We start from the raw sequence: 22385 nt of genomic DNA, 5'->3' as shown, positions 1-22385 counted from the left end.
AAAGCCGGGAAAACCGCGGGTTTTTGTTCCCACGGCCCCGTTTGTTCGTTACAGACGCAGCAGCCGGGCCAGCTTATCCCCCTTGGGCATCAGGGCCAGGTCGTCCTTGGAGATGGCCCGGATGGCCACCACCAGCACCAGATAGACCACCCCGGCCACGGCGATGGCCAGGAAGATGCCCAGGGCGTTGCCCATGCGGCTGACCACGCGGATGGTCTCCCCCGCCTCGTTTACCTGCTCAGCGGTCAGGACGCGGGACAGCAGGCCGTATACCGCCCAGGCCGCCCCGCCCATGATGGCGGAGGCGATGGCGGGTTTGACGAAGATGGGCAGCAGCCGGGGCCGGTTGGGGATGACCCGGGTGATGACCACCAGGTCCAGCACCAGGGCCAGGCCGAAGCAGAGGATGTTGCCCACGGGGGCTCCGGCGATGCCGATGGCCCCCACTAAGTTATAGTTGTTCACGATCTTCACGATGCCCCCCAGCACCATGACGATGACGGGCAGGTTGATAAAGCCGTGGGCCTGTAAAACAGAGTTGCACACCAGCACCATGCACACAAAGGGGGTTGCCACGCCCAGGGTGGACAGCAGGGGTCCGGCCACCTCCACATTCAGGCTGGGGAACAGCAGGCGGATGATGGGGGTGCCCAGCACGAACAGGCCCACCCCCATGGGGAAGGACAGCAGGGCGGTGATGCGCAGGGCCGAGCCGGTGATCCGGGCCGCCCCTCTCCGGTCCCGCCGGGCCAGGGCGGCGGACACCGCCGGGATGACCGAGGCGGTGATGGCCGCCATGAGGGAGGTGGGCAGGTTATAGATGTTCAATGCGCCGGAATAGTTGCCGTATAGCGTGCGGCTGGCCTTCTCCGTCAGGTTCAGGGCGCTTTGCAGCTGGCCCTGCACCAGGGAGGAGTCGATGACGGTGACGATGCCCACCATGGACGAGCTGAGGGTGATGGGCACGGCGATCTTTAAGATATTGGCCAGGATGCTCCCGGCGCTGTCGGGGCGGTCCGTCCCGTGGGTATCCTCACGGCCCCGGGACAGGAAGAAGTCTAGGACCATATAAATCAAAGCGACCACGGTGCCCACGGTGACGCCGGTGATGGCTCCGGCGGCGGCCACGTCCGGGTCCTTGCCCTGCTTCACCAGCCAGAAGGCCAGGCCCAAGCCCACCACAAGTTTACATAACGCCTCGATGATCTGGGAGACGGAGGTGGGGGCCATGTTGCTGTGGCCCTGGGAATAGCCCCGCAGGGCGGCCAGACAGCCCACGCACACCACGGCGGGGGCCAGGGCGCGGATACCGGCGGCGGCCTTGCTGTCGTTCATCATCCCGGCCAGGGCATCCGCCCGGAAGAACATCACCAAAAAGGAGATGAGCCCCAGGGTGAGAAACAGCACCAGAGCCAGGCGGAAGGTCCGCCGGACCTGGTTGCGCCGGTTCAGGGCGTTGGCCTCGCTGACCAGCTTGGACACGGCCACGGGCAGGCCCGCCGTGGACACGGTGAGCAGCACGGCGTAGATGTTATAGGCGTTGTTGAAGTCGGCAGCCCCCGCCTCCCCGATGATGTTGATGAGGGGGATCTTATAGAACATGCCGATGAGCTTGACGATGAGGATGCCGGCGGCTAAGATCGCCGCGCCGCCGAAGAAGCTGTTCTGCTTCTGCGTTTGGGCCACCCGCTTGGGGGCCGGGTCACGTTGGGCCATGGATATCTCTCCTTCCGCCGGGGGTCCGGCGCGTTTGGCGGCTGTCAGCCGAAGATGCGGGGCAGGGCATAGTCCTTCAGCCTGGCCCGGATGCGCTCCAGGTCCAGGGTGAGGAAGGACCCATTTTCATATATGACCTTGCCCCGGGCCATATTCATCACCACGTCACTGCCGTGGGCGGAGTACACCAGGTTCTCCTCCGGGTCGTGGCAGGGGGTCAGGCCGGGGTGGGTGAAGTCCAGCAGAATGAGGTCGGCGTCCCGCCCGGGGGCGATGCAGCCGGTGTTCCGGCCCAGGGCGCGCGCCCCGTTGATGGTGGCCATCTCCAAGGCCTGGCGGGCGGACACCGCCGTGGGGTCGCGGGAGACCCCCTTGTGGAGCAGGGCGGCCAGCTTGATCTCCTCGAACATGTCGTGGCTGTTGTTAGAGGCCACCCCGTCGGTGCCCAGGGCCACGTTCACCCCGGCTTCCAGCAGGCGGGGCACGGGGGCCACGCCGGAGGCCAGCTTCAGGTTGGACACGGGGTTGTGGACGGCGGTGACGCCCCGGCGGACCATGCCCTCCATGTCGTCCCGGCTGACCCACACGCAGTGGGCGGCCAGGCCGCCGCTTTGCCACACGCCATAGTCATCCAGCACGGCGAAGGGGGTCTTGCCCCCGTGGCGGGCCATGCACTCCAGATGCTCTGACCGGGTCTCGGACAGGTGGACCTGCATCCCCAGCTTGTGGTCGGCGGCATAGCGGCCCAGATACTCCCACATGTTGGGGGCGGAAAAAGATGTATACTCCGCGTGGACCGAGGCGTCCACCCGGATGCGGCCATGGTCAAAGCCGTTCCACTGCTCCTCCAGCTCCCGCAGCTCCCGGCAGGCGTAGTAATTTTCCGGGTCGTCCACCGGAGCAAAACAGGTGACAGACCGGCTGATGTTGGCGCTGATGCCGCTGTCCGCCACCGCCTGGGCGATGTCCGGGCAGAAGTAATACATGTCGGCCACGCAGGTCACGCCCCCGGCGATGAGCTCGGCCAGGGCCAGCTGGGTGCCCGCCTGGACGCTGGCGCTGTCCAGCTTGTCCTCGGCGGGGAAGATATAGTCGTTCAGCCAGTGCTGAAGATCGTGGCCCCCGCCATAGCCCCGCATCAGGGTCATGGGCAGGTGGGTGTGGGCGTTGATGAGACCGGGCATCATCACCTTTCCGGTGCAGTCCACCACCCGGTCAAACTGCCCCTGGGGGCGGGTCTGGCCCACCTGAGCGATGGCCGTGCCCTCCACCAGCACAAAGGCGTCGTGCAGCACAGGGGCGGCGGGGTCCATGGTCACGGCGGTGACGTGTTCAAAGAGAATGGACATAAAAACCTCCAAACAGCGGCAAAAAATCAAAAAATCAGAGCTTGGGAAGGCAGGCCCGGACCAGGCCGGAGAAGGTCTCCCGGGCGGCCTCGGCGGCATCCAAGACCTCCTGCTCGGACAGGGGCTGGTCCAGGATGCCTGCGGCCATGTTGGACAGCAGGGTCAGGCCAAGCACCTCCATGCCGCAGTGGGCGGCCACGATGACCTCCGGCGCGGTGGACATGCCCACGGCGTCGCCCCCTAATATCCGGGCGGCCCGGATCTCGGCAGGGGTCTCGTACTGGGGGCCGTAGCAATAGAAGTAGATGCCCTCCCGCAGGGTCAGCCCCAGCTCCCGGGCGGCGTCCCGGGCCAGCTGCTGTAAGCGGGGGCTATAGAGGTGAGAGGCGTCGGGGAAGCGGGGGCCGAACTGGGGCAGGTTCTCTCCCCGCAGAGGGGACGGGGAGAACATCTTGATCTGGTCGGTGATGAGCATCAGCTCTCCGGCGTGCCAGTCCTGGCGGACGCACCCGGCGGCGTTGGTGACCACCAGCGTGTCGCAGCCCAGCAGGCGCAGCACCCGCACGGCGTAGGACACCTCCTCATAGGAATAGCCCTCGTAGTGGTGCATCCGGCCCTGCATCACCGCCACCCGCTGGCCGTCCAGCATACCGCACACCAGGCGGCCCTTGTGGCCGGGGGCGGTGGACGCCTTAAAATGGGGAATGTCGTGATAGTCGATGGCGATGGGGTCCTCCACCTGGTCGCCCAAAAAGCCCAGGCCGGAGCCCAGGACCATGGCCACCTTGGGGACAAAGCCCTTCAACCGCGCCCGGATGGCCTGGGCGCTCTCTTCATACTGCTCTATGGTATAGGTCATTGGGGGTGCGCTCCCTTCCTCGCTTGGTTAAGTGGCATTATTCTACACCAAAGCCGGGGCAATTGCAACAAAACCCTTGGGCTGGGCCGGATGGGGGTAGGTTTGGGCGGATTTTCCCCTTTAGGCTGTATACAGCTATATTTTATTTTTGTACCATCTGTATACAGGTAACCCATGTTTCACGTGAAACATGGCCGTTTTTCGCCCCATCTTTGTTTCACGGCGAGAAAATTCCGGCTTTTTCCTGCCTAGGGACGAAAAAGGCGGGCAAAACGGTTGAAATACCCGGCGGCGATTGTTATAATGGGATACTGCAACCGACCTTATGTAAATGCTTGCTGCTTTCTGTATTTATATAAGGTAAGACCCTTTCCGAATTTAGGAGGCAAAACATGGCCAGAATCATCGCAGTGGTCAACCAAAAGGGCGGCGTGGGCAAAACCACCACCACCGTCAACCTGACAGCCACCCTCTGTGCCCAGGGGAAGCGGGTGCTGCTGTGCGATTTCGACCCCCAGGCCAACGCCACCTCCGGCCTGGGCGTGGATAAAAACGGCGCGTCCCCCAACATCTACGACGTGCTCATCAACGGCGCGGATGTGGAGCGGGCGGTGGTGTCCACCAAATATGGGGACGTGCTCCCCTCTAACAAGGCCCTGGCCGGTGCGGGGGTGGAGATGATCGGCATCGACCACCGGGAGACCCTGCTGAAGCAGGCCCTGGACGTCCTCTCCCCCCGGTATGACTACATCCTCATCGACTGCCCCCCCTCCCTGGAGATGCTCACGGTGAACGCCCTGTGCGCCGCCGGTTCTCTGCTGGTGCCGGTGCAGTGTGAGTATTACGCCCTGGAGGGACTCAGCGATCTGCTGGCCACCGTCCGGCTGGTAAAGCGGAAGATGAACCCCGGTCTGGCCCTGGAGGGCGTGCTGCTGACCATGTTCGACAGCCGCACCAACCTGTCCCTCCAGGTGGCGGCGGAGGTGAAGCGCCACTTCCCCGGCCAGGTATACGCCACGGTGATCCCCCGGAACGTCCGCCTGTCCGAGGCCCCCAGCCACGGCAAACCCGTCACCGCATACGACCCCTTCTCCCGGGGGGCGGAGGCCTACACCGCCCTGGCCCAGGAGATGATCGCCATCCACGATAAGAATTAGGCAAAGCGATTATTAGCCAGCGTTTCTGTCATTGCGAGGAGGCCCAACGGGCCGACGCGGCAATCCGTAACCCACGTCCAGTAGCCTCCCTTGTTAAAGGGAGGTGGCACGGGCGCAGCCCGTGACGGAAGGATTCCGACCATAGGAAAGCTATCCTGGAAACGGAATCCCTCAGTCAGCTTCGCTGACAGCTAGCCCTATCCCTTTTGTCCCTTCGGGACATTTCCCCTTGATAAGGGGAATCGGCCTTTAACAAGGGGGCCAAGGGACGGGAGATACGGATTCCCACGTCGCTGCGCTCCTCGGAATGACACAATGCCAACATTTCAGTTGCTTATAAAAGAAATCGAGGTTTGATATGGCAAAACGAAAAATTGAGACCGGCCTGGGCCGGGGGCTGGACGCCCTGTTCGGCGACCCGGACCTGCCCGCCCAGGGGGAGGGCTCCGTCTCGCTGCCCATCTCTCAGGTGGAGCCCGGCCTGAATCAGCCGCGAAAGCGCTTTGACCCGGAGTCACTGGCCGATCTGACCGAGTCTATCCGGGTCCACGGGGTCATCCAGCCCCTGACAGTGCGGCGGCTGTCCTCGGGCTATTATCAGATCATCGCCGGAGAGCGGCGGTGGCGGGCGGCCAAGGCCGCCGGACTGGACCAGGTCCCCGCCGTCATCATCGAGGCGGATGACCGGAAGGTCATGGAGCTTGGCCTGATCGAAAACCTTCAGCGGGAGGACCTGAACCCGGTGGAGGAGGCCCAGGGCTATCAGGTGCTGATGCAGGACTATGGCCTGACCCAGGAGCAGGTGGCCCAGCGCATGGGCAAGTCCCGCCCGGCCATCACCAACATGCTCCGTCTGCTGGCCCTGCCTGAGGAGGTGCTGGCCCTGGTGGAGGAGGAACAGCTGTCCGCCGGACACGCCAGGGCCATTCTGGCTGCCCCCACCGCCGATCTGCAGCGCCAGGCCGCCCAGCAGGTGGTGGAGCACCAGCTGTCCGTCCGCCAGACCGAGGCCCTCATCAAGGCCCTGCAAAAGGGGGAAAAGCCCCCCAAAGAGCCCGATGACCGCCCCGACCTGGCCCTCTATCTGGGCGAGGTGGAGAAGAGCCTGTCCAGCTCCCTGGGCCGGAAGGTGACCATCTCCCACAAGGGAAAAAAGGGCCGCATCCAGCTGGAGTATTACGACGACCAGGACTTAGAGAGCCTGCTGGCCCTGCTCCAGCAGCGTGACGGCGGGGAGGTGGAATCTCTGTGAGCGAAGAAAAGCAGCCCCTCTCCCCTACCCCGGAGGAATCTGACCGTAGGGGCGGATATCATCCACCCGAAGCCGATCCCCCTGCCCAGCAGCCGGAACCGGAGAAAAAGCCCGAGCACTCCCACAAGCACCGGCAGAAGTCGGTGTTCCAGTATATCACCATCCTGTTTGCCGCCGCCTTTGTCCTGCTGCTGTACACCTTTATGATGGAGCGCCGCCAGAACGACATTTTGCAGCAGCAGTCCAACGACAAGCTGAACCAATTGCAGCAGCAGTCGGTCTCCGCCGTCCAGTCCCTGGACAACCTCTATAAGGAGAACGAGAAACTGAAGCAGTCGGTGGATTATCTGGAGGAGCAGGTGGCCCAGCTGGAGCAGGAGAAGCTGAAGCTGGACCAGGACCTGGCCGCCGCCCAGGACACCAACCAGTGGCAGCAGCGCTCAGCTGAGGCCATGGACTGGTTCTGGCAGGTGGACGAGGCCTATGTCCGGGGCAAGTATTCCCTGTGCCGCACCCTGATGCGCCATCTGGAGGACACCGGCGACGGCGACCCCCTGAAGAACTACCTCCCCCAGGAGAGCGCCACCAAAAACGGCCGCTTCTCCCCCTATGACCGGTATGAGGAGATCTATAACGCCCTGCATTGATGGGATGTTTCACGTGAAACCTAGAAAGACCGCGTAATTTGTCATTCCGAGGAGCGAAGCGACGTGGGAATCCGTAACCCCCGTCCTTTGGCCCCCTTGTTAAAGGGGGCTGTCAGCGAAGCTGACTGAGGGATTCCGTTTCTAGGACAGCTTTCCTGTGGTCGGAATCCTTCCGTCACGGCTTCGCCGTGCCACCTCCCTTTCACAAGGGAGGCTGCTGGACGAAGAGCCGGATTGCCGCGTCGGCCTACGGCCTCCTCGCAATGACAAGACCTCTACCCACTTAATTCCCCCTCCCCCCTACCCCGCAGATTCTTAAACTTCAATATATTAAGGAGAAATCAACGATGCTGGATATGAAATTTGTCCGGGAGAATCCCGAAGCCGTCAAGGAGAACATCAAGAAGAAGTTTCAGGACGCCAAGCTGCCCCTGGTGGACCAGGTGCTGGCTTTGGACGAGGAGAACCGTGCCGCAGTGAACGAGGCCAACGACCTGCGGGCCCAGCGCAACACCCTGTCCAAGCAGGTGGGCATGCTGATGGGCCAGGCCAAAAAGGACCCCAGCAAGCTGGCCGAGGCCGAGGCCGCCAAGGCCAAGGTGAAGGCCAGCGCCGACCGGCTGGCCCAGCTGGAGGCCAAGGAGACCGAGCTGGCCGCCCAGATCCGCCACATCATGCTCCAGATCCCCAACATCATCGACCCCTCCGTGCCCATCGGCCCCGACGACTCCGCCAACGTGGAGGTCCAGCGCTTCGGTGAGCCCAAGACCCCCGACTTTGAGATCCCCTACCACACCCAGATCATGGAGTCCTTCAACGGCATCGACATGGACGCCGCCGGCCGTGTCTCCGGCAACGGCTTCTACTACCTGATGGGCGACATCGCCCGGCTCCACGAGGCGGTGCTGGCCTATGCCCGTGACTTTATGATCAACAAGGGTTTCACCTTCTGCATCCCCCCCTTCATGATCCACGGCAATGTCGTCGAGGGCGTCATGTCCCAGACCGACATGGAGGCCATGATGTATAAGATCGAGGGCGAGGACCTGTACCTCATCGGTACCAGCGAGCACTCCATGATCGGCAAGTTCATCGACCAGATCATCCCCGAGGCCACCCTGCCCCAGACCCTCACCTCCTACTCCCCCTGCTTCCGCAAGGAGAAGGGCGCCCACGGCATTGAGGAGCGGGGCGTCTACCGCATCCACCAGTTCGAGAAGCAGGAGATGATCGTGGTCTGCAAGCCCGAGGACTCCATGAAGTGGTATGACCAGATGTGGCAGTATTCCGTGGAGCTGTTCCGCAGCCTGGACATCCCCGTCCGCCAGCTGGAGTGCTGCTCCGGCGACCTGGCCGACCTGAAGGTGAAGTCCTGCGACATCGAGGCCTGGTCCCCCCGCCAGCAGAAGTATTTCGAGGTGTGCTCCTGCTCCAACCTGGGCGACGCCCAGGCCCGCCGCCTGAAGATGCGCGTGAAGGGCGAGGACGGCAAGATGTATCTGCCCCACACCCTGAACAACACCGTGGTGGCTCCCCCCCGTATGCTCATCGCCTTCCTGGAGAACAACCTCCAGGCCGACGGCTCCGTCACCATCCCCGAGGTGCTGTGGCCCTACATGGGCGGCACCCAGGTGCTGGTGCCCAAGAAGTAAGGATTCCACTCAATGCCTTCCTCTCGGGGGAAGGTGGCGCGGGCGAAGCCCGTGACGGATGAGGGGAACCACGGAGGTGCATACGCCAACGACGGGCCGACACAGAGGTCGGCCCCTACGGCGTGTCACGTAGGTTGTCTGTAGGGGCGGACCTCTGTGTCCGCCCGCTCGACGACCACCGCACCCACAATACTTACCCTCGTCCCTCCCCTCCCCCGCTTTCCCCATCTCCCGCTCCAAGTGTGGAAAATTTCTCGCTTTATTTAAATCTGTAATATTTCATCAAATTATTACAGAACGTTTTACCCGTCTCCAGCCGCTCACGGTGTCTCTTCCCCTATCTTGGGTCATTTTGGCCCCTGAAAACGGCTCCAGAGCGGTCAAGCCCGGAAACCCTTGGGCCCCAACGGTTTCCGGGGGCGGGTCATGGGGACGGAGCGCTTCCCTGTTTTTTCCGTGCGAAAAACAATGTTTTGATCGGAGACGATCCCTGCTATGAAAAAGTTTATCAACGAGTTCAAGACCTTCATCGCCCGGGGCAATGTGATGGACATGGCCGTCGGCGTCATCATCGGCGGCGCATTCAAGGCCATTGCTGACTCCCTCACCGCCGACATCATCATGCCCATCCTGGGCATCTTCACCAGCGAGGTGTCCTTTGCCGACCTGTCCGTCACCGTGGGCGGGGCGGTGATCACCTATGGCAACTTCATCAACGCCATCCTGAACTTCCTCATCATGGCCCTGGTGGTGTTCACCATGATAAAGGCCATCAACACCTTCCACGACAAGGCCGCCGCCCTGGCCAAGAAGAAGGAGGAGGAGGCCCCTGCCGCTCCCCCCGAGCCCTCCGCCCAGGAGAAGCTGCTCATGGAGATCCGCGACCTGCTGAAGGAGCAGAACAAGTAAGCCGCCGCCACGGAAAGGAGGCCCTATGGCCAAACCCAATTCTCAGCAAACACCCCAGCCTGACCGCCCTGACGACCTGAACCAGGACCAGCAGGAGCCCTATATCCCCGCCTCCCCGGTGAAGCGCACCATGGCCTGGATCGGCATCGTGTACATGGTCATCCTGCTGTGTCTGACCACCTTCTATTTTTACACCGGCAGGATGCTGGGCAACCTGGCCCCCCTGCTCACCGTGCCCGGGCTGATCGGCCTGGGGGCGCTGATTTTAGTCAGCTGGCACTCCACCGGCCACCCCCGCCGGGGGCTGGCCTTTGGGCTGAGCCTGCTGTGCTTCTGTCTGGCCGCCTTCACCCTGCCCATCGGCCTGCTGGGTCTGATGAGCAATTTTTGAGGTTATACTATGAAAGAACTGATCTCCTCCGGCCTGGAGGCCCTGGGGCTGACGGGCTCCGTCCCCCCTGACGCCGCAGAAAAATTAGCGGAATATGGCCGCCTGCTGCTGGAAAAAAACCAGGTGATGAACCTCACCGCCATCCGGGATGAGGCGGGGGTGGCCCGGCTGCACATGCTGGACTGCGCCGCCCTGCTCCCCTGCGCCGACCTGACCGGCGCCCGCACCCTGCTGGACGTGGGCACCGGGGCGGGCTTTCCCGGCCTGCCCCTGAAGATTTTGCTGCCCCAGTTAGATGTGACCTTGCTGGACAGCCTGAACAAGCGGGTGGACTGGCTGAATGAGGTCTCCGCCCAGCTGGGACTGACCGGCGTCCGGGCTATTCAAGGCCGGGCGGAGGAAAAGGCCCTGGAGAAGTCCATGCGGGACTCCTTCGACCTGGTCACCGCCCGGGCCGTGGCCGATCTGCGGCTTCTCAGCGAGCTGTGCCTGCCCTTTGTGAAGGTGGGGGGCCGCTTCCTGTCCATGAAGTCGGTGGACAGCGACCAGGAGCTGGACCAGGCCGCCCACGCCATCAAGCTGCTGGGCGGCAGAGTGCGGGACGTGAAGGACTACGCCATCCCCGGCGCAGACGTCACACACCGGCTGGTCATTGTGGAAAAGGTGGCCCCCACCCTGAAGGGCTACCCCCGCCGATGGGCCAAGATCCAAAAAGCGCCCCTGTGACGTGGGATTTTGTCCACATTTTTCCGCATTTTTGTGGAAAGTTCCCCTGGGTTTTTGGTTTTTCCCCGGCATTCGACAAATTTTTGTCTGAAAACCATTGACGCGAAACAGATTTGTGATACACTTTTATTTGGTGTGATAGGAGGTTTTTCATGGGTATCGTCATCGCCGTGGCTTCTGGCAAGGGAGGCACGGGCAAAACCTCCGTCACCGGCGGCGTGGCCGCCGCCCTGGCTATGGCCGGGCAGCGGGTATTGTGCATCGACATGGACATCGGTCTGCGGAATCTGGACATCTCCCTCGGCCTGAGCGACCGGGCCCTGATGGACTTTGCCGACGTGGCCCTGGGCCGCTGCACCCTGTCCCGGGCCGCCGTGCGCCACCCAGACCTGAAGGAGCTGTCTTTACTTACTGCTCCCATGTCCCTCCCCCCCAGCCTGAGCCCCTATCGGGTGCGCTCTATGCTGTCCGCCGCCCGGACGCTGTATGACTACATCCTCATCGACGCCCCCGCCGGACTGGGTCCCGGCTTTCAGTATGCCGTGTGCGGGGCGGACCGGGCCCTAGTGGTGGCCACCAACGACGCCTCCTCCCTGCGGGACGCCCAGCGGGTGGTGGCCGAGCTGGACTGGCTGCCCCAGGTCCATCTGGTGATGAACCGCATCCAGCCCAAGCTGCTGCGCAAGCTGCGCACCACCATCGACGACGCCATGAACACCGCCGGACTGCCCCTGATCGGGGTCATCCCCGAGGACGCCCAGGTCATGCTGTGCGCCAACCGGGGCATCCCCCTCACCAGCCAGGGCCGAAAGGGCGCGGCCATGGCCTGCCGAAACATCGCCTGGCGGCTGATGGGCCGCCGCGTCCCCATCATGCGCATCCGCTGAACGCCACATCACGCCGTCTATCACGATCAAGGAGGTTTCGCCACCATGAATATCGCCATTATGAGCCACACGAAAAAGCAAGACCTGATGGTGCAGTTCTGTACCGCCTATTGCGGGGTGCTGTCCAAGCATTCCGTCTGCGCCACAAACGCCACCGGACGCATGGTGGCCGACGCCACCGGCCTGCCCGTCCATCTGTTCCTGTCCCACGAACACGGGGGCATCGAGCAGATCGGCCAGCGCATCATCTATAACGAGATCGACATGGTCCTGTTCTTCAACTCCCCCCTGGACAACGAGATGGACAAGGACGTGCTGTATATCTCCCGCCTGTGCGACCAGCACTCCGTGCCCATGGCCACCAACGTGGCCACTGCCAAGCTGCTGATCCACGGCCTGGCCCGGGGCGACCTGGACTGGAGAGAGGTCATGAACCCCAACCGGGTGCCGTTCGCGCTGTGAGTTGAGTTTTTACCGGATCGTCCGGGCGGCCTTTGGCCGCCCGCGGTAACTGTTGCGCCAACGGCGGGCGGACACGGAGGTCCGCCCCTACGGCGTGTTTTCGATCTCTCTTGTAGGGGCGGACCTCCGTGTCCGCCCGTTTCCTCTGCTTTCAATTTATAATCTACTGTATTAAAGTCACTTTTTGCCCTGATTCCCTTGACTTTTTTCTCATTTCGAGTTAGGATACCACCATCCACCGCAATGACGGCGCATGAGTAAGCGAAACACCCCCCGACAGAGAGCGGCCCCTTGGTTGAGAGGGCCGCAGGGGAAGGAGCCGCCCAAGACAGCGCCAGCAGCGGGCCTGGAGACAGGCGCGGTTCTCCCCTTCCGCACAAAAAGGGCCAAAGGGACGCACTTTGCGTCTGAAATTGGGTGGCACCACGAAGCGTTTGTGCGCTCTCGTCCCAATCCAAGGGGACGTAGAGCGCGTTTTTTTACCCTTTTACCCCGAGCACGCCGCTCCTGCCCCCGCTATCCAGTTCTGAAAGGAGTTGTTTTTGATGTTCCGGCCCCAAAAACTTCGCCATGCCCGCCGGGGATACGGCCAGTATCACAAGCACCACCTTCCCCCCAGGGAAGGATAATTGTAATGCCGGGCCCACGGCCCCACGGGAACACACCAAAACACAACTTCATCACAGAAAGGATTTTTGACTTATGAGTAAGGTTCAGCCCCGGACCCTGTCCGGTTTTATGGAATTGATGCCCGCCCGCCAGATCCAGTTTGACCGCATGATGGCCGTCCTCCGGGAGTCCTATTCCCTGTACGGCTTCACCCCCCTGGACACCCCCATCATCGAGGCCAGCGAGGTGTTGCTGGCCAAGGGCGGCGGCGAGACGGAGAAGCAGATCTATCGCTTTCAGAAGGGCGACTCCGACCTGTCCCTGCGCTTTGACCTGACCGTCCCCCTGGCCAAGTATGTGGCCCAGTACAGCAACCAGCTGGCCTTCCCCTTCCGCCGCTTCCAGATCGGCAAGGTCTATCGCGGCGAGCGGGCCCAGCGCGGCCGCTTCCGCGAGTTCTATCAGGCTGATATCGACGTCATCGGCGACGGCAAGCTGGACATCTCCAACGACGCGGAGATCCCCGCCATCATCTATCGCACCTTTACCGCCATGGGCCTGAAGCGCTTCCAGATCCGGGTGAACAACCGCAAAGTTCTGAACGGCTTCTATGCCATGCTGGACCTGACCCACGAGTCCGGGGCCATCATGCGCACCGTGGACAAGCTGGACAAGATCGGCGCGGCCCAGGTGAAGGAGCTGCTCATGTCCGAGGAGATCGGCCTGACCGCCGACCAGGCCGGTGAGATCATGCGCTTTATCGCCATCGACGGCAGCAATGAAGAGGTCCTCCAGGCCCTGGAGGGCTACCGCGGCCGTCACCCCCTGTTTGACGAGGGCCTGGACGAGCTGACCACCGTGGCCCGCTATCTGTCCGCCTTCGGCGTGCCCCAGGAGAACTTTAAGGTGGACCTGACCATCGCCCGTGGCCTGGATTACTACACCGGCACCGTGTACGAGACCACCATGCTGGATCACCCGGAGATCGGCTCCATCTGCTCCGGCGGACGGTATGACAACCTGGCCGAGTATTACACCGACAAGAAGCTGCCCGGCGTGGGCATTTCCATCGGCCTGACCCGCCTGTTCTTCGTGCTGGAGGGCCAGGGCTATCTCAACGACCAGCTGAACACCGCCCCCGCTGACGTGCTCATCCTGCCCATGACCGAGGACCTGAGCGCCGCCATCGCCCTGGCCACCCAGCTGCGCAACGCCGGGGTGCGCACCCAGCTCTATGGCGAGCAGAAGAAGTTCAAGCAGAAGATGTCCTATGCCGACAAGCTGGGCGTCCCCTATGTGATCTTCCTGGGCGAGGAGGAGATCTCCTCCGGCGTGGCCGCCGTGAAGAACATGCGCACCGGCGAGCAGGTGAAGCTCTCCCCCGACGAGGCCGTCAAGCTCATCCAGTCCGGTCTGGAGCAGCTGAACCAGGGCGCGCCTGTAGTCGACAAAGTGGTTGACAAGGAGTAAGTGATTTCCGCCGCCCCACCCTGGAAACCCGGGGCTGGAGCGGGGATTTTCTTGACTCTGTGTTATATATCCCCCCAATAATACGATTCGGAGTTGAAATTTCATGGATAACCTTCAGAATTTCCACCGCAGCCATTACTGCGGCGACCTGCGTCTGGCCGACGCGGGCAAGACCGTCTCCCTGTGCGGCTGGGTCCAGCGGCAGCGGGACCTGGGCGGTCTGATCTTTGTGGACCTGCGGGACCGCACCGGCCTCATCCAGCTGTCCTTTGACGACAGCACCCCCAAGGACATCTTTGACAAGGCCGCCTCCCTCCGCTCGGAGTATGTGGTGGCTGCCACCGGTCTGGTCCGGGAGCGCGAGTCCAAGACCGACAAGATCGCCACCGGCGACATCGAGATCTATGTCACCGAGCTGCGCCTGCTGGCCAAAGCGGAGACCCCTCCCTTTGAGATCGTGGAGCACTCCAAGGCCAACGACATGCTGCGCCTGAAGTATCGCTATCTGGATCTGCGCCGCCCGGAGATGCAGCAGGCCATCGCCACCCGGCACAAGATCACCAAGATCGCCCGGGACTACTTTGACGAGAACGGGTTCCTGGAGATCGAGACCCCCATCCTCACCAAGTCCACCCCCGAGGGCGCCCGGGACTATCTGGTGCCCAGCCGCGTCCACCCCGGCAAGTTCTACGCCCTGCCCCAGTCCCCCCAGCAGTATAAGCAGCTGCTGATGCTGTCCGGCTTTGACCGCTATTTCCAGATTGCCCGGTGCTTCCGGGACGAGGACCTGCGGGCTGACCGTCAGCCCGAGTTCACCCAGATCGACCTGGAGATGTCCTTCCTCAACGAGGACGAGATCATGTCTATTCAAGAGGGCTTCCTGAAGCGTGTCTTCAAGGAGATCCTGGACGTGGACGTGCAGACCCCCTTCCAGCGTATGCCCTGGCGGGAGGCCATGGACCGCTTCGGCTCTGACAAGCCCGACCTGCGCTTCGGCTTTGAGCTGAAGGACATCAGCGACATCGTGAAGGACTGCGGCTTCAAGGTCTTCTCCGGCCCTGTGGCCGCGGGCGGCAGCGTGCGGCTCATCAACATCGAGGGCGGCGCGGCTGCCTTCCCCCGGAAGAAGATCGACAAGCTGGGCGAGTTCGTCAAGACCTATAAGGCCAAGGGCCTGGCCTGGACCCGCCTGCACGAGGGCAGCACCACCTCCTCCTATGCCAAGTTCCTCACCGAGGAGGAGAACAAGGCCATCCTGGACCGGGCCGGCGCCAAGGACGGGGACCTGGTCCTGATCGTAGGCGACGAGAAGAACACCGTGGTGTGGGCCGCCCTGGGCGCGTTGCGCTGCGAGATCGCCAAGCAGCTGGGCATCCTGGACCCCAAGGACTTCCGCTTCCTGTGGGTCACCGAGTTCCCCATGTTCGAGTGGTCTGAGGAAGAGAACCGCTACATGGCCATGCACCACCCCTTCACCGCCCCCATGGTGGAGGACGAGGACAAGATCCTCACCGACAAGGCCAACTGCCGTGCCCGTGCCTATGACATCGTGCTCAACGGCGTGGAGCTGGGCGGCGGCTCCATCCGCATCAATACCCCCGAGATGCAGGAGAAGGCCTTCCAGGCCCTGGGCATCAGCGAGGAGGACATTCAGGAGCGCTTTGGCCACCTGGTCAACGCCTTCAAGTTCGGCGCACCCCCCCACGGCGGCCTGGCCTATGGCCTGGACCGGCTGTGCATGCTTATGGCCGGCGCCCCCTCCATCCGTGACGTCATCGCCTTCCCCAAGGTGCAGAACGCCTCTGACCTGATGATGGCCTGCCCCGACGTGGTGGACGACAAGCAGCTGGACGACCTGTCCATCGCCGTCACCCGCATGGAGCAGAGCGACCCCGAAGCCGAACAGTAAGTTCAAAACAGACCCCATTCGCCGGGGCGGGAATCGTCCCGCTCCGGCGGTTTTATTTTGGGGACGGATTGCCACGTCGCTTCGCTCCTCGCAATGACAAGCACACAGGCCTCTCGTAGGGGCGGCCTTCGTATTCTGTCATTGCGAGGAGGGCAACGCCCGACGCGGCAATCCGTATCCCCGTCCCAAACTCATCTCTCCTAACTCCTAACTCATCACTCACCGAGGTGTTATCTATGAAACTCGTTCAATTCTGGAAAGACAAAACTCCCGCTCTGGGTCTCCAGACCCCTCAGGGCATCATCGACGTGCAGGCGGAGGCCGCACGGCGGGGGGTGTCCGCTCCGGGGGATATGGCTCAGGCCATCGCCCTGGGGGATACTGGGCTGTCCCAGCTGGCTCCCCTGGCGGAGGGCGCTCAGTGCTTTGCTGACTCCCCCCTGGCCCCGGTGGTCACCCAGACCGGGCGTATCCTGTGCATCGGCCTGAACTATCGCCAGCACGCGAAAGAATGCGGCCTGCCCCTGCCCCCGGCTCCCGTGCCCTTCTGCAAGTTCTCCAACGCCCTGGCCGCCCACGGGGACGCCGTGAAGCTGATGCCCGACTATAAAGAATACGACTATGAGGCGGAGCTGGTGGTGGTCATGGGCCGCCCCGCCCGGGATGTGTCTGTGGACGAGGCCCTGGACTATGTCTACGGCTATACCTGCGGCGACGACCTGTCCACCCGGGACCTGCAATTTGCCCGGGGCGGCCAGTGGCTGCTGTCCAAGACCTTCGACGGCTTTGCCCCCATCGGCCCCTGTCTGGTGCCCGCCGGGGAGCTGGACCCCACCGCCCTGGACATCTCCAGCCAGGTAAACGGCCAGACCCGGCAGAGCTCCAACACCGGGGACATGATCTTCTCTGTGGCGCAGATCATCGCCGACCTGTCCCGCCACTTTACCCTGATGCCCGGGGACCTGATCTTCACCGGCACCCCCCAGGGGGTCATGCAGGGCTACCCCGCCGACCAGAAGGACTGGCTGAAGCCCGGGGACCGGGTGTCCGTCACCATCCAGGGCATCGGCACCCTGGAGAACACCTTCGTGTGATGCTGGACGGCATCATCATCGGGTGCATCTCCTTCGCCCTCATCGGCCTGTTCCACCCCATCGTCATCTGGAGCGAGTATCACTTCTCCAGCCGGTGCTGGCCCGCCTTTCTCTTGGCGGGGCTGGCCCTGCTGGCGGGGTCGGTCCTCGTCCGGCAGACCATCCCCTCCGCCGCCCTGGGGGTGGCGGGGATGAGCTGCCTGTGGAGCATTTTAGAGCTGAAGGAGCAGGAAAAACGGGTAGCCCGGGGCTGGTTTCCCAAAAAAGAGCGCAAAAAATCGACGTGAGAAAGCTCACGCCGATTTTTTTATGCTCAGGACAGGATCAGCATCAGCACGGGGATGGTGAAGAAGCAGCCCAGCATGGACAGGCAGGCCCCGGTGGCGGCGTATTCCTCGTCGGCCCCATAGGCCCCGGCCATCACCGTGATCTGGCTGACCACGGGCAGGGCGGACTCCACGATGAACACCCGCATGGCCAGGCCGGACACGCCCCCCAGCAGGCAGAAGGCCGCGCAGATCAGGGGGGAGACGATCAGCCGGATGACCAGCATGGTGGGCATACCCTGGAGAAAGCGCAAGTTCTTCAGCCCCACCTCGTAGACGATGTAGCCGCAGTAAATGAGGGCCAGGGGGGTGACGCTGCCGCTGATCTGGCTAGCAAAGCGCATCACCAGCTCCGGCGGGCGCAGCCCCAGCACCAGCAGCACGATGGACACGGCCATGCCCACGATGGGGGGCTTGCGCAGCATGTCCAGCATCCGGTGGGCCAGGCTGCCCCCCTTCCCCGGCTGGCTGCCCGCCCGCTCGATGAGCACCACGGCCAGAGACTGGGTGAAGATGGTGTTGGACAGGTAATAGACCATCACATAGGGGACGCACACCTCCCCAAACAGCTGGGTACACAGGGGCAGGCCCACGAACAGCACGTTGGACAGCCCCGCCATGGGCACGAACACCCCCCACCGGGACCGGGGCAGGCGCAGCAGGGTGGCCGCCAGGGCGCTGAGCAGCAGGGTGAGGACGATGCTGCTCACGGTGAAGACCATCATCTGCCCCGCCCGGGCCAGGTCCTCGTGCTTTAAATTGTTCAGCAGACCCACCAGACAGTTGCAGGGCACGGCGATGTTCACCACAAAGCGGCTGAGAAACTTCTTCTCCCCGCTGCCCATCCAGCCGAACACGCCCAGAAAATAGCCCACGGCCATCAGGGAAAACAGCAAAAACACGGCGGACACCGCGTTGAGAAATTCCGCCATTGGGACCCTTCTCTCTTTTTTAATGAAAAGCCTTCCCCCTGCCAGGGGGAAGGTGGCCCGCAGGGCCGGATGAGGGTGGGTTCCGTGGGTGCGGCGGTCATCGCGGGCCGACACAGAGGTCGGCCCCTACGAGAACCATCGTAACACGCCGTAGGGGCGGACCTCCGTGTCCGCCCGTCGATAGCAGATGCACCTCCGGGTGGTCCCCCTCATCCGTCATGGCTTCGCCATGCCACCTTCTCCCCTGCGGGGCGAAGGCTTATCTCAATTACTCCTCCCCCGGTCTTCCTCCGGGGGCTCCGGCGGGGCCGTTGCCCCGGCCCGGGCGGCGGCGACGGCGGCGGGGGCGGTTGGCGCCACCCTCCCGGTCCGGCTGGCCGGGCTGATTCTCTCTCCGCTCCTGCTGAGGCGCCTGCTGCCGGGCCTCCCCATTGCCCTCCTGGGGGCGGCGGGGCGGGCGGCGGCGGAACTCGGGCTTTTTGCCCTCTCCGGACGGCTCCTGGCGGGGGGGCCGCTGATCCTGCCGGGGCCGGTCCTGATTCTGGTTCTGGGGCCGGTCCTCCCCCTGGGGGCGGGGGCGGCGGGTGCGATTGCGCCGGGGCTTGGCGGGGCGCTCCTCCTGGTCGGGAGCGGCGGCATTCTCCGCCGGGCGGCGCAGCTCCTTGGCCGGGCGGCCGGGGAAGGCGTTCTCCAGGGCCACGGTGAGGGCATCGGCCTCCTTCTTGGCCTGGTCCTCCTCGGTGGGGCGGCGGAGCTTGGCCAGCTCCTCCAGGGGAGGCTGGACATAGTCGTCGGGCCGCTTGCCCTTTCCGTTGCGGATGACGCACAGCTCGCAGTTGTGATAGCACTTGGGGGTCTCGGGGGCGCTGTCCAGCCGGACCTGCACCGTCTGCCGCAGCAGGTTCACGCTGGACACGGTGCCCGCCCCATCGGGGGTCTCCACAAAGGACTCCTGCTTGGGAGCGTGCTTCACCAGGTCCTCATAGGCGTCCTGCTCATATTTCAGGCAGCACATCAGCCGCCCGCAGGCCCCGGAGATCTTGGTTGGGTTCAGGGACAGGTTCTGCGTCTTGGCCATTTTGATGGACACGGGCTGGAACTCGTCCAAGAACTGGGCGCAGCAGAAGGGCCGCCCGCAGATGCCCAAGCCGCCCAGCATCCGGGCCTCGTCCCGGACGCCGATCTGCCGCAGCTCGATGCGGGCGTGGATGGTCCCGGCCAGGTCCTTGACCAAGGCCCGGAAGTCCACCCGCCCGTCGGAGGTGAAGAAGAACAGGACCTTGTTCCCCTCGAAGCTATACTCCGCCTCCACCAGCTTCATGTCCAGCCCGTGCTGGGCGATCTTCTCCTGGCAGATGGCGAAGGCTTTTTTCTCCTTCTCCTTGTTCCGCTCCAGGGTCAGCTTGTCCTCCTTGGTGGCCTTGCGCACCACCGGGCGCAGGGGGGCCATCAGCTCGATCTCGTCGATCATGGAGTTTCCGTGGGTACAAAGGCCGTATTCCGTGCCCCGGGTGGTGTCCACAATGACGCCGTCCCCCACCTGGAACTGCTGGCCGTTGGGATTGAAATAATACTGCTTGCCGCCCTCTTTAAAGCGGACACTGATGATCTCTACCATTGCCTTCTCCTTTGGTCCGGTCTTGAAAAACGAAAAACTTTTTGATCCGCCTGCCGGGGCGGGGCCGGACGCCCCCTGTTTCCCGGCGGGTGGTTTTTCAGGAAAACATCCCCGCGCACAGCCACCCGGCCAGCTGGCCCGGATTGGCGTTGAGCTTAGCCGCCTGGCGCAGGGTGCGGACAAGCTCCATGCCCTTTACCAGCCTGCGGCGGTCTTTGGCCGCCACGCACCGGCGGCCCAGGCTCTCCTCCAGGGCCTCCAGCATGGGCAGTAAACTATCTTTTTGGTCCAGAGCCATGGAGGCCTGGAACAGCTCCAGCTCGCCGCCCCGCTCTATGGCCTCTGCCAGCGTCTCTACGGCGCTTTGCCACTGGGGGGTATCGTTACCCTCTAATTGGGCCACCGCCCGGCCCAGCACGCCCTGACAGCCTAAAGCGGCCTGTTCCCGCTCCTCCTCCGATTTTTGGGGGAAGCAGGCGGCCAGATAGCTCCGGCAGTCGTTCAGGGGCACGGGGGTCAGCTCCAGCTCCTCGCACCGGGAGCGCACCGTCTCCAGCACGCCGGAGCCGTTTTCCGCCAGGAGGAGAAAGGCGGCGTAGTCCGGCCCCTCCTCCAGCAGCTTGAGCATGGCGTTTTGGGCGGAGGCGTTCATCTGGTCGGCCCCTTCCAGCACATAGACCTTCCGCTGCCCCTCGTTGGGGCGGACATAGGCGTCTGACCGGAGAGACCGCACCTGGTCCACGGCGATGGGCTTGCCCTCGCCCCCGCCGGAAATAAAATTCACGTCTGGATGTACGCCGGCGAGCACCTTTTTGCAGGGCGGGCACTTATGGCAGGGGCGCTGTCCCGCCGGAGCGGTGCAGACCATGGCGGCGGCAAGCTCCTTTGCCAGGGTGTGCCGCCCGGAGCCCTTTGGCCCGGCGATGAGATAGGCGTGGGAGAGGCCCCGGCCCTCCTCCCGCTGGGACAGCTGCTGCTTCAAGCGCTCGTTCCCCGCCAAGGCAGGAAAGTCCATGGTCTCACCCCTTTTGTTTTCGGAATTTCCGCGATGTACCGCCGTCAACCCCTGACCACGGCCACGCTGGGGTTATTATACCCTATCCGGGCGAAATAAGAAAGTTCTTTTTTCCCGATCCGCTCCCCTGGGGCCACCACGGGGACGCCGGGGGGATAGGGGGCCAGCTGTCCAGCGGCGACGCGGCCCAGGCAGCCCTCCAGGGGCAGGGTCTCCATGGGGGCGAACAGGGCCTGTCTTGGTGAGAGCACCCGCTCCGGGGCGGGGGGCGCGGGGAGGGGCGGACAGGGGCCCATGTCGCGCTCCAGGGTCTCCAGGGCACGCTCCAGCCGGTCCAGATCCTCCTCCCGGTCCTGGGCGGTACAGATGAACACCACGTGGCCCCCGTCCTCCATCTCGGGGTAGATGCCCATGTCCTCCAGGGCCCGGGCAAAGGCGGGGCCGTTTTTCACTTTCACGGTGAGGCGGGTGGGGTCCCAGGGCAGATCTTTCCCATCGCCCGCTCCCACGCTGGGGAAGCGGCGGCGGAGTTGGGCCACCCGGCAGGCCACCCGGTCATACTCCTGCTTTCCCGGCCCCAGCAGCCATTCCCGGGCGGCGTCCAGGCTGGCCATCATGGGATAGGAGGGGCTGGAGCTGCCGTACAGGCTGGCCCGGCGGCGGACCAGCTCCGGGTCCACCCCCCGGGTGAGGAGCAGGGCGGACTGGCCCATGGCGGGCAGGGTCTTGTGGGCGGATACCACTACCCCGTCCGCCCCGGCAAAGGCGTCCAGCCCCAAGAAAGGCAGGTGGGCCCCGTGGGCCCCGTCCACCAGCAGCTTAGCCCCGTGGGCATGGGTAACCTGGGCAATAGCTGGAATATCCGATAGCGCTCCGGCATATGTGGGCGAGGTTATACAGACCGTTTTCGCATCCGGGGCATTTTCCAAGGCGGCGGCCACCTGCTCCGGGCCGAAGGGACCCACCAGATTCTCCTCCGCCAGCCAGGGCCGGGGGAGATAGACGGGGTCTAAGTCCAGCAGGGCCAGGGCGTTGAAGGCGGAGCGGTGGCAGCCCCGGTCCAGCAGCACCCGGCTGCCCGGGGGGCAGAACAGGGTCAGGCCGGTGAGCACCCCCATGGTGGAGCCGCCGGTGAGGAACTGGCAGTGGTCAAAGCCGAAGGCTTCGGCCCACAGGGCCTGGGCAGAGTCGAAAGGCTCCCCCGCCTCGTACAAATTCCCCGTGCCGGGGATCTCCGTCACGTCCAGGGGGGCCAGGGGGGCAAGCTCCGGGATAGGCAGCCAGCGGCCCTTGTGGCCTGGCATATGGAACCGGGCCGTCCGCCGGGCGGCATAGTCTTTCAGGGCGTCATAAAGGGGCGTGGACATGATGAAACCTCCTGACAAAAAGGCGGCGGGAGGAAGTT

Annotated in this window: 20 protein-coding genes; 13 read left to right on the top strand and 7 right to left on the bottom strand. The window is 63.7% G+C overall.

From position 1 onward, the window contains the following. Positions 1–48 precede the first annotated feature (48 nt). From ACSAMP_RS11110 to ACSAMP_RS11100, 3 genes are read right to left on the bottom strand one after another with little or no spacing between them, the layout of a single operon-like run. The gene (locus tag ACSAMP_RS11110; protein WP_457800490.1) at positions 49–1716 is read right to left on the bottom strand and encodes a putative polysaccharide biosynthesis protein; all 1668 of its coding nucleotides are present in this window, start codon (positions 1714–1716) and stop codon (positions 49–51) included. Positions 1717–1760: 44 nt separating this feature from the next. Continuing rightward, the gene (locus ACSAMP_RS11105) at positions 1761–3065 is read right to left on the bottom strand and encodes an amidohydrolase family protein (RefSeq protein WP_457800489.1); all 1305 of its coding nucleotides are present in this window, start codon (positions 3063–3065) and stop codon (positions 1761–1763) included. Positions 3066–3099: 34 nt separating this feature from the next. Further along, positions 3100–3924 carry a purine-nucleoside phosphorylase gene (locus ACSAMP_RS11100; protein ID WP_457800488.1) on the bottom strand — a complete coding sequence of 275 codons (825 nt, stop codon included), beginning with the start codon at positions 3922–3924 and terminating at the stop codon, positions 3100–3102. A gap of 392 nt (positions 3925–4316) precedes the next feature. Between ACSAMP_RS11100 and ACSAMP_RS11095 the strand changes: the two genes are divergently transcribed. The 13 genes from ACSAMP_RS11095 to ACSAMP_RS11035 all read left to right on the top strand — a co-directional run bounded on the left by ACSAMP_RS11095 (position 4317) and on the right by ACSAMP_RS11035 (position 17376). Then, entirely contained in the window at positions 4317–5081 is a 765-nt protein-coding gene (locus tag ACSAMP_RS11095) for a ParA family protein (RefSeq protein WP_441796856.1), read from the top strand. Positions 5082–5439: 358 nt separating this feature from the next. Continuing rightward, positions 5440–6333 carry a ParB/RepB/Spo0J family partition protein gene (locus ACSAMP_RS11090; RefSeq protein ID WP_457800487.1) on the top strand — a complete coding sequence of 298 codons (894 nt, stop codon included), beginning with the start codon at positions 5440–5442 and terminating at the stop codon, positions 6331–6333. Next, a complete protein-coding gene (locus ACSAMP_RS11085) occupies positions 6330–6980 on the top strand; it encodes a hypothetical protein (protein ID WP_457800486.1) in 651 nt (216 codons plus the stop codon). The genes ACSAMP_RS11090 and ACSAMP_RS11085 overlap by 4 nt, the downstream gene beginning before the upstream one ends. Before the next feature lie 347 nt (positions 6981–7327). Beyond that, on the top strand, positions 7328–8632 hold the full coding sequence (gene serS / locus ACSAMP_RS11080; protein ID WP_457800485.1) for a serine--tRNA ligase: 1305 nt from the start codon (positions 7328–7330) through the stop codon (positions 8630–8632). Between the two features lie 495 nt (positions 8633–9127). Beyond that, positions 9128–9541, top strand: coding sequence for a large-conductance mechanosensitive channel protein MscL (gene mscL / locus ACSAMP_RS11075; protein WP_441796860.1), 414 nt, complete (start codon positions 9128–9130; stop codon positions 9539–9541). Between the two features lie 25 nt (positions 9542–9566). Continuing rightward, complete coding sequence (locus tag ACSAMP_RS11070; protein WP_457800484.1) at positions 9567–9932, top strand: hypothetical protein; 366 nt, start codon at positions 9567–9569, stop codon at positions 9930–9932. Positions 9933–9941: 9 nt separating this feature from the next. Then, positions 9942–10658, top strand: coding sequence for a 16S rRNA (guanine(527)-N(7))-methyltransferase RsmG (gene rsmG / locus ACSAMP_RS11065; RefSeq protein ID WP_441796862.1), 717 nt, complete (start codon positions 9942–9944; stop codon positions 10656–10658). A 152-nt stretch (positions 10659–10810) separates the two neighbouring features. After that, the gene (locus ACSAMP_RS11060; RefSeq protein WP_147563853.1) at positions 10811–11545 is read left to right on the top strand and encodes a nucleotide-binding protein; all 735 of its coding nucleotides are present in this window, start codon (positions 10811–10813) and stop codon (positions 11543–11545) included. A 45-nt stretch (positions 11546–11590) separates the two neighbouring features. Beyond that, entirely contained in the window at positions 11591–12007 is a 417-nt protein-coding gene (locus tag ACSAMP_RS11055; protein WP_457800483.1) for a methylglyoxal synthase, read from the top strand. 702 nt (positions 12008–12709) lie between these two features. After that, positions 12710–14086 (top strand): histidine--tRNA ligase, encoded by a 1377-nt coding sequence (gene hisS, locus ACSAMP_RS11050; RefSeq protein WP_457800482.1) that lies wholly within the window; start codon positions 12710–12712, stop codon positions 14084–14086. Between the two features lie 103 nt (positions 14087–14189). Then, positions 14190–15995: an aspartate--tRNA ligase gene (aspS, locus tag ACSAMP_RS11045; protein WP_457800481.1), complete on the top strand. Its 1806-nt coding sequence runs from the start codon at positions 14190–14192 to the stop codon at positions 15993–15995. Positions 15996–16231: 236 nt separating this feature from the next. Next, complete coding sequence (locus ACSAMP_RS11040; protein WP_441796865.1) at positions 16232–17089, top strand: fumarylacetoacetate hydrolase family protein; 858 nt, start codon at positions 16232–16234, stop codon at positions 17087–17089. Then, the gene (locus ACSAMP_RS11035; protein ID WP_457800530.1) at positions 17089–17376 is read left to right on the top strand and encodes a DUF4491 family protein; all 288 of its coding nucleotides are present in this window, start codon (positions 17089–17091) and stop codon (positions 17374–17376) included. The genes ACSAMP_RS11040 and ACSAMP_RS11035 overlap by 1 nt, the downstream gene beginning before the upstream one ends. A gap of 26 nt (positions 17377–17402) precedes the next feature. Here ACSAMP_RS11035 and ACSAMP_RS11030 read toward each other — a convergent pair whose 3' ends face one another. From ACSAMP_RS11030 to ACSAMP_RS11015, 4 genes are all read right to left on the bottom strand, one after another. Beyond that, on the bottom strand, positions 17403–18347 hold the full coding sequence (locus tag ACSAMP_RS11030; protein ID WP_457800480.1) for an AEC family transporter: 945 nt from the start codon (positions 18345–18347) through the stop codon (positions 17403–17405). A gap of 268 nt (positions 18348–18615) precedes the next feature. Further along, positions 18616–19965, bottom strand: coding sequence for a PSP1 domain-containing protein (ricT, locus tag ACSAMP_RS11025; protein ID WP_457800479.1), 1350 nt, complete (start codon positions 19963–19965; stop codon positions 18616–18618). A 97-nt stretch (positions 19966–20062) separates the two neighbouring features. Further along, complete coding sequence (locus tag ACSAMP_RS11020) at positions 20063–20980, bottom strand: DNA polymerase III delta subunit-related protein (RefSeq protein WP_457800478.1); 918 nt, start codon at positions 20978–20980, stop codon at positions 20063–20065. A gap of 44 nt (positions 20981–21024) precedes the next feature. Next, complete coding sequence (locus ACSAMP_RS11015; RefSeq protein WP_457800477.1) at positions 21025–22347, bottom strand: aminotransferase class I/II-fold pyridoxal phosphate-dependent enzyme; 1323 nt, start codon at positions 22345–22347, stop codon at positions 21025–21027. Positions 22348–22385 lie beyond the last annotated feature (38 nt).

The sequence above is a fragment of the Flintibacter sp. SJQ-8 genome, assembly GCF_054108085.1.
The sequence above is the reverse complement of the archived record's forward strand: the minus strand, read 5'-3'. Positions and strand labels throughout refer to the sequence as shown.

Bases quoted from the DNA above. Each gene is read 5' to 3' on its own strand.
- ACSAMP_RS11110 (WP_457800490.1), bottom strand. From the start codon at position 1,716: ATGGCCCAACGTGACCCGGCCCCCAAGCGGGTGGCCCAAACGCAGAAG.
- ACSAMP_RS11105 (WP_457800489.1), bottom strand. From the start codon at position 3,065: ATGTCCATTCTCTTTGAACACGTCACCGCCGTGACCATGGACCCCGCC.
- ACSAMP_RS11100 (WP_457800488.1), bottom strand. From the start codon at position 3,924: ATGACCTATACCATAGAGCAGTATGAAGAGAGCGCCCAGGCCATCCGG.
- ACSAMP_RS11095 (WP_441796856.1), top strand. From the start codon at position 4,317: ATGGCCAGAATCATCGCAGTGGTCAACCAAAAGGGCGGCGTGGGCAAA.
- ACSAMP_RS11090 (WP_457800487.1), top strand. From the start codon at position 5,440: ATGGCAAAACGAAAAATTGAGACCGGCCTGGGCCGGGGGCTGGACGCC.
- serS (WP_457800485.1), top strand. From the start codon at position 7,328: ATGCTGGATATGAAATTTGTCCGGGAGAATCCCGAAGCCGTCAAGGAG.
- mscL (WP_441796860.1), top strand. From the start codon at position 9,128: ATGAAAAAGTTTATCAACGAGTTCAAGACCTTCATCGCCCGGGGCAAT.
- ACSAMP_RS11070 (WP_457800484.1), top strand. From the start codon at position 9,567: ATGGCCAAACCCAATTCTCAGCAAACACCCCAGCCTGACCGCCCTGAC.
- rsmG (WP_441796862.1), top strand. From the start codon at position 9,942: ATGAAAGAACTGATCTCCTCCGGCCTGGAGGCCCTGGGGCTGACGGGC.
- ACSAMP_RS11060 (WP_147563853.1), top strand. From the start codon at position 10,811: ATGGGTATCGTCATCGCCGTGGCTTCTGGCAAGGGAGGCACGGGCAAA.
- ACSAMP_RS11055 (WP_457800483.1), top strand. From the start codon at position 11,591: ATGAATATCGCCATTATGAGCCACACGAAAAAGCAAGACCTGATGGTG.
- hisS (WP_457800482.1), top strand. From the start codon at position 12,710: ATGAGTAAGGTTCAGCCCCGGACCCTGTCCGGTTTTATGGAATTGATG.
- aspS (WP_457800481.1), top strand. From the start codon at position 14,190: ATGGATAACCTTCAGAATTTCCACCGCAGCCATTACTGCGGCGACCTG.
- ACSAMP_RS11040 (WP_441796865.1), top strand. From the start codon at position 16,232: ATGAAACTCGTTCAATTCTGGAAAGACAAAACTCCCGCTCTGGGTCTC.
- ACSAMP_RS11035 (WP_457800530.1), top strand. From the start codon at position 17,089: ATGCTGGACGGCATCATCATCGGGTGCATCTCCTTCGCCCTCATCGGC.
- ACSAMP_RS11030 (WP_457800480.1), bottom strand. From the start codon at position 18,347: ATGGCGGAATTTCTCAACGCGGTGTCCGCCGTGTTTTTGCTGTTTTCC.
- ricT (WP_457800479.1), bottom strand. From the start codon at position 19,965: ATGGTAGAGATCATCAGTGTCCGCTTTAAAGAGGGCGGCAAGCAGTAT.
- ACSAMP_RS11020 (WP_457800478.1), bottom strand. From the start codon at position 20,980: ATGGACTTTCCTGCCTTGGCGGGGAACGAGCGCTTGAAGCAGCAGCTG.
- ACSAMP_RS11015 (WP_457800477.1), bottom strand. From the start codon at position 22,347: ATGTCCACGCCCCTTTATGACGCCCTGAAAGACTATGCCGCCCGGCGG.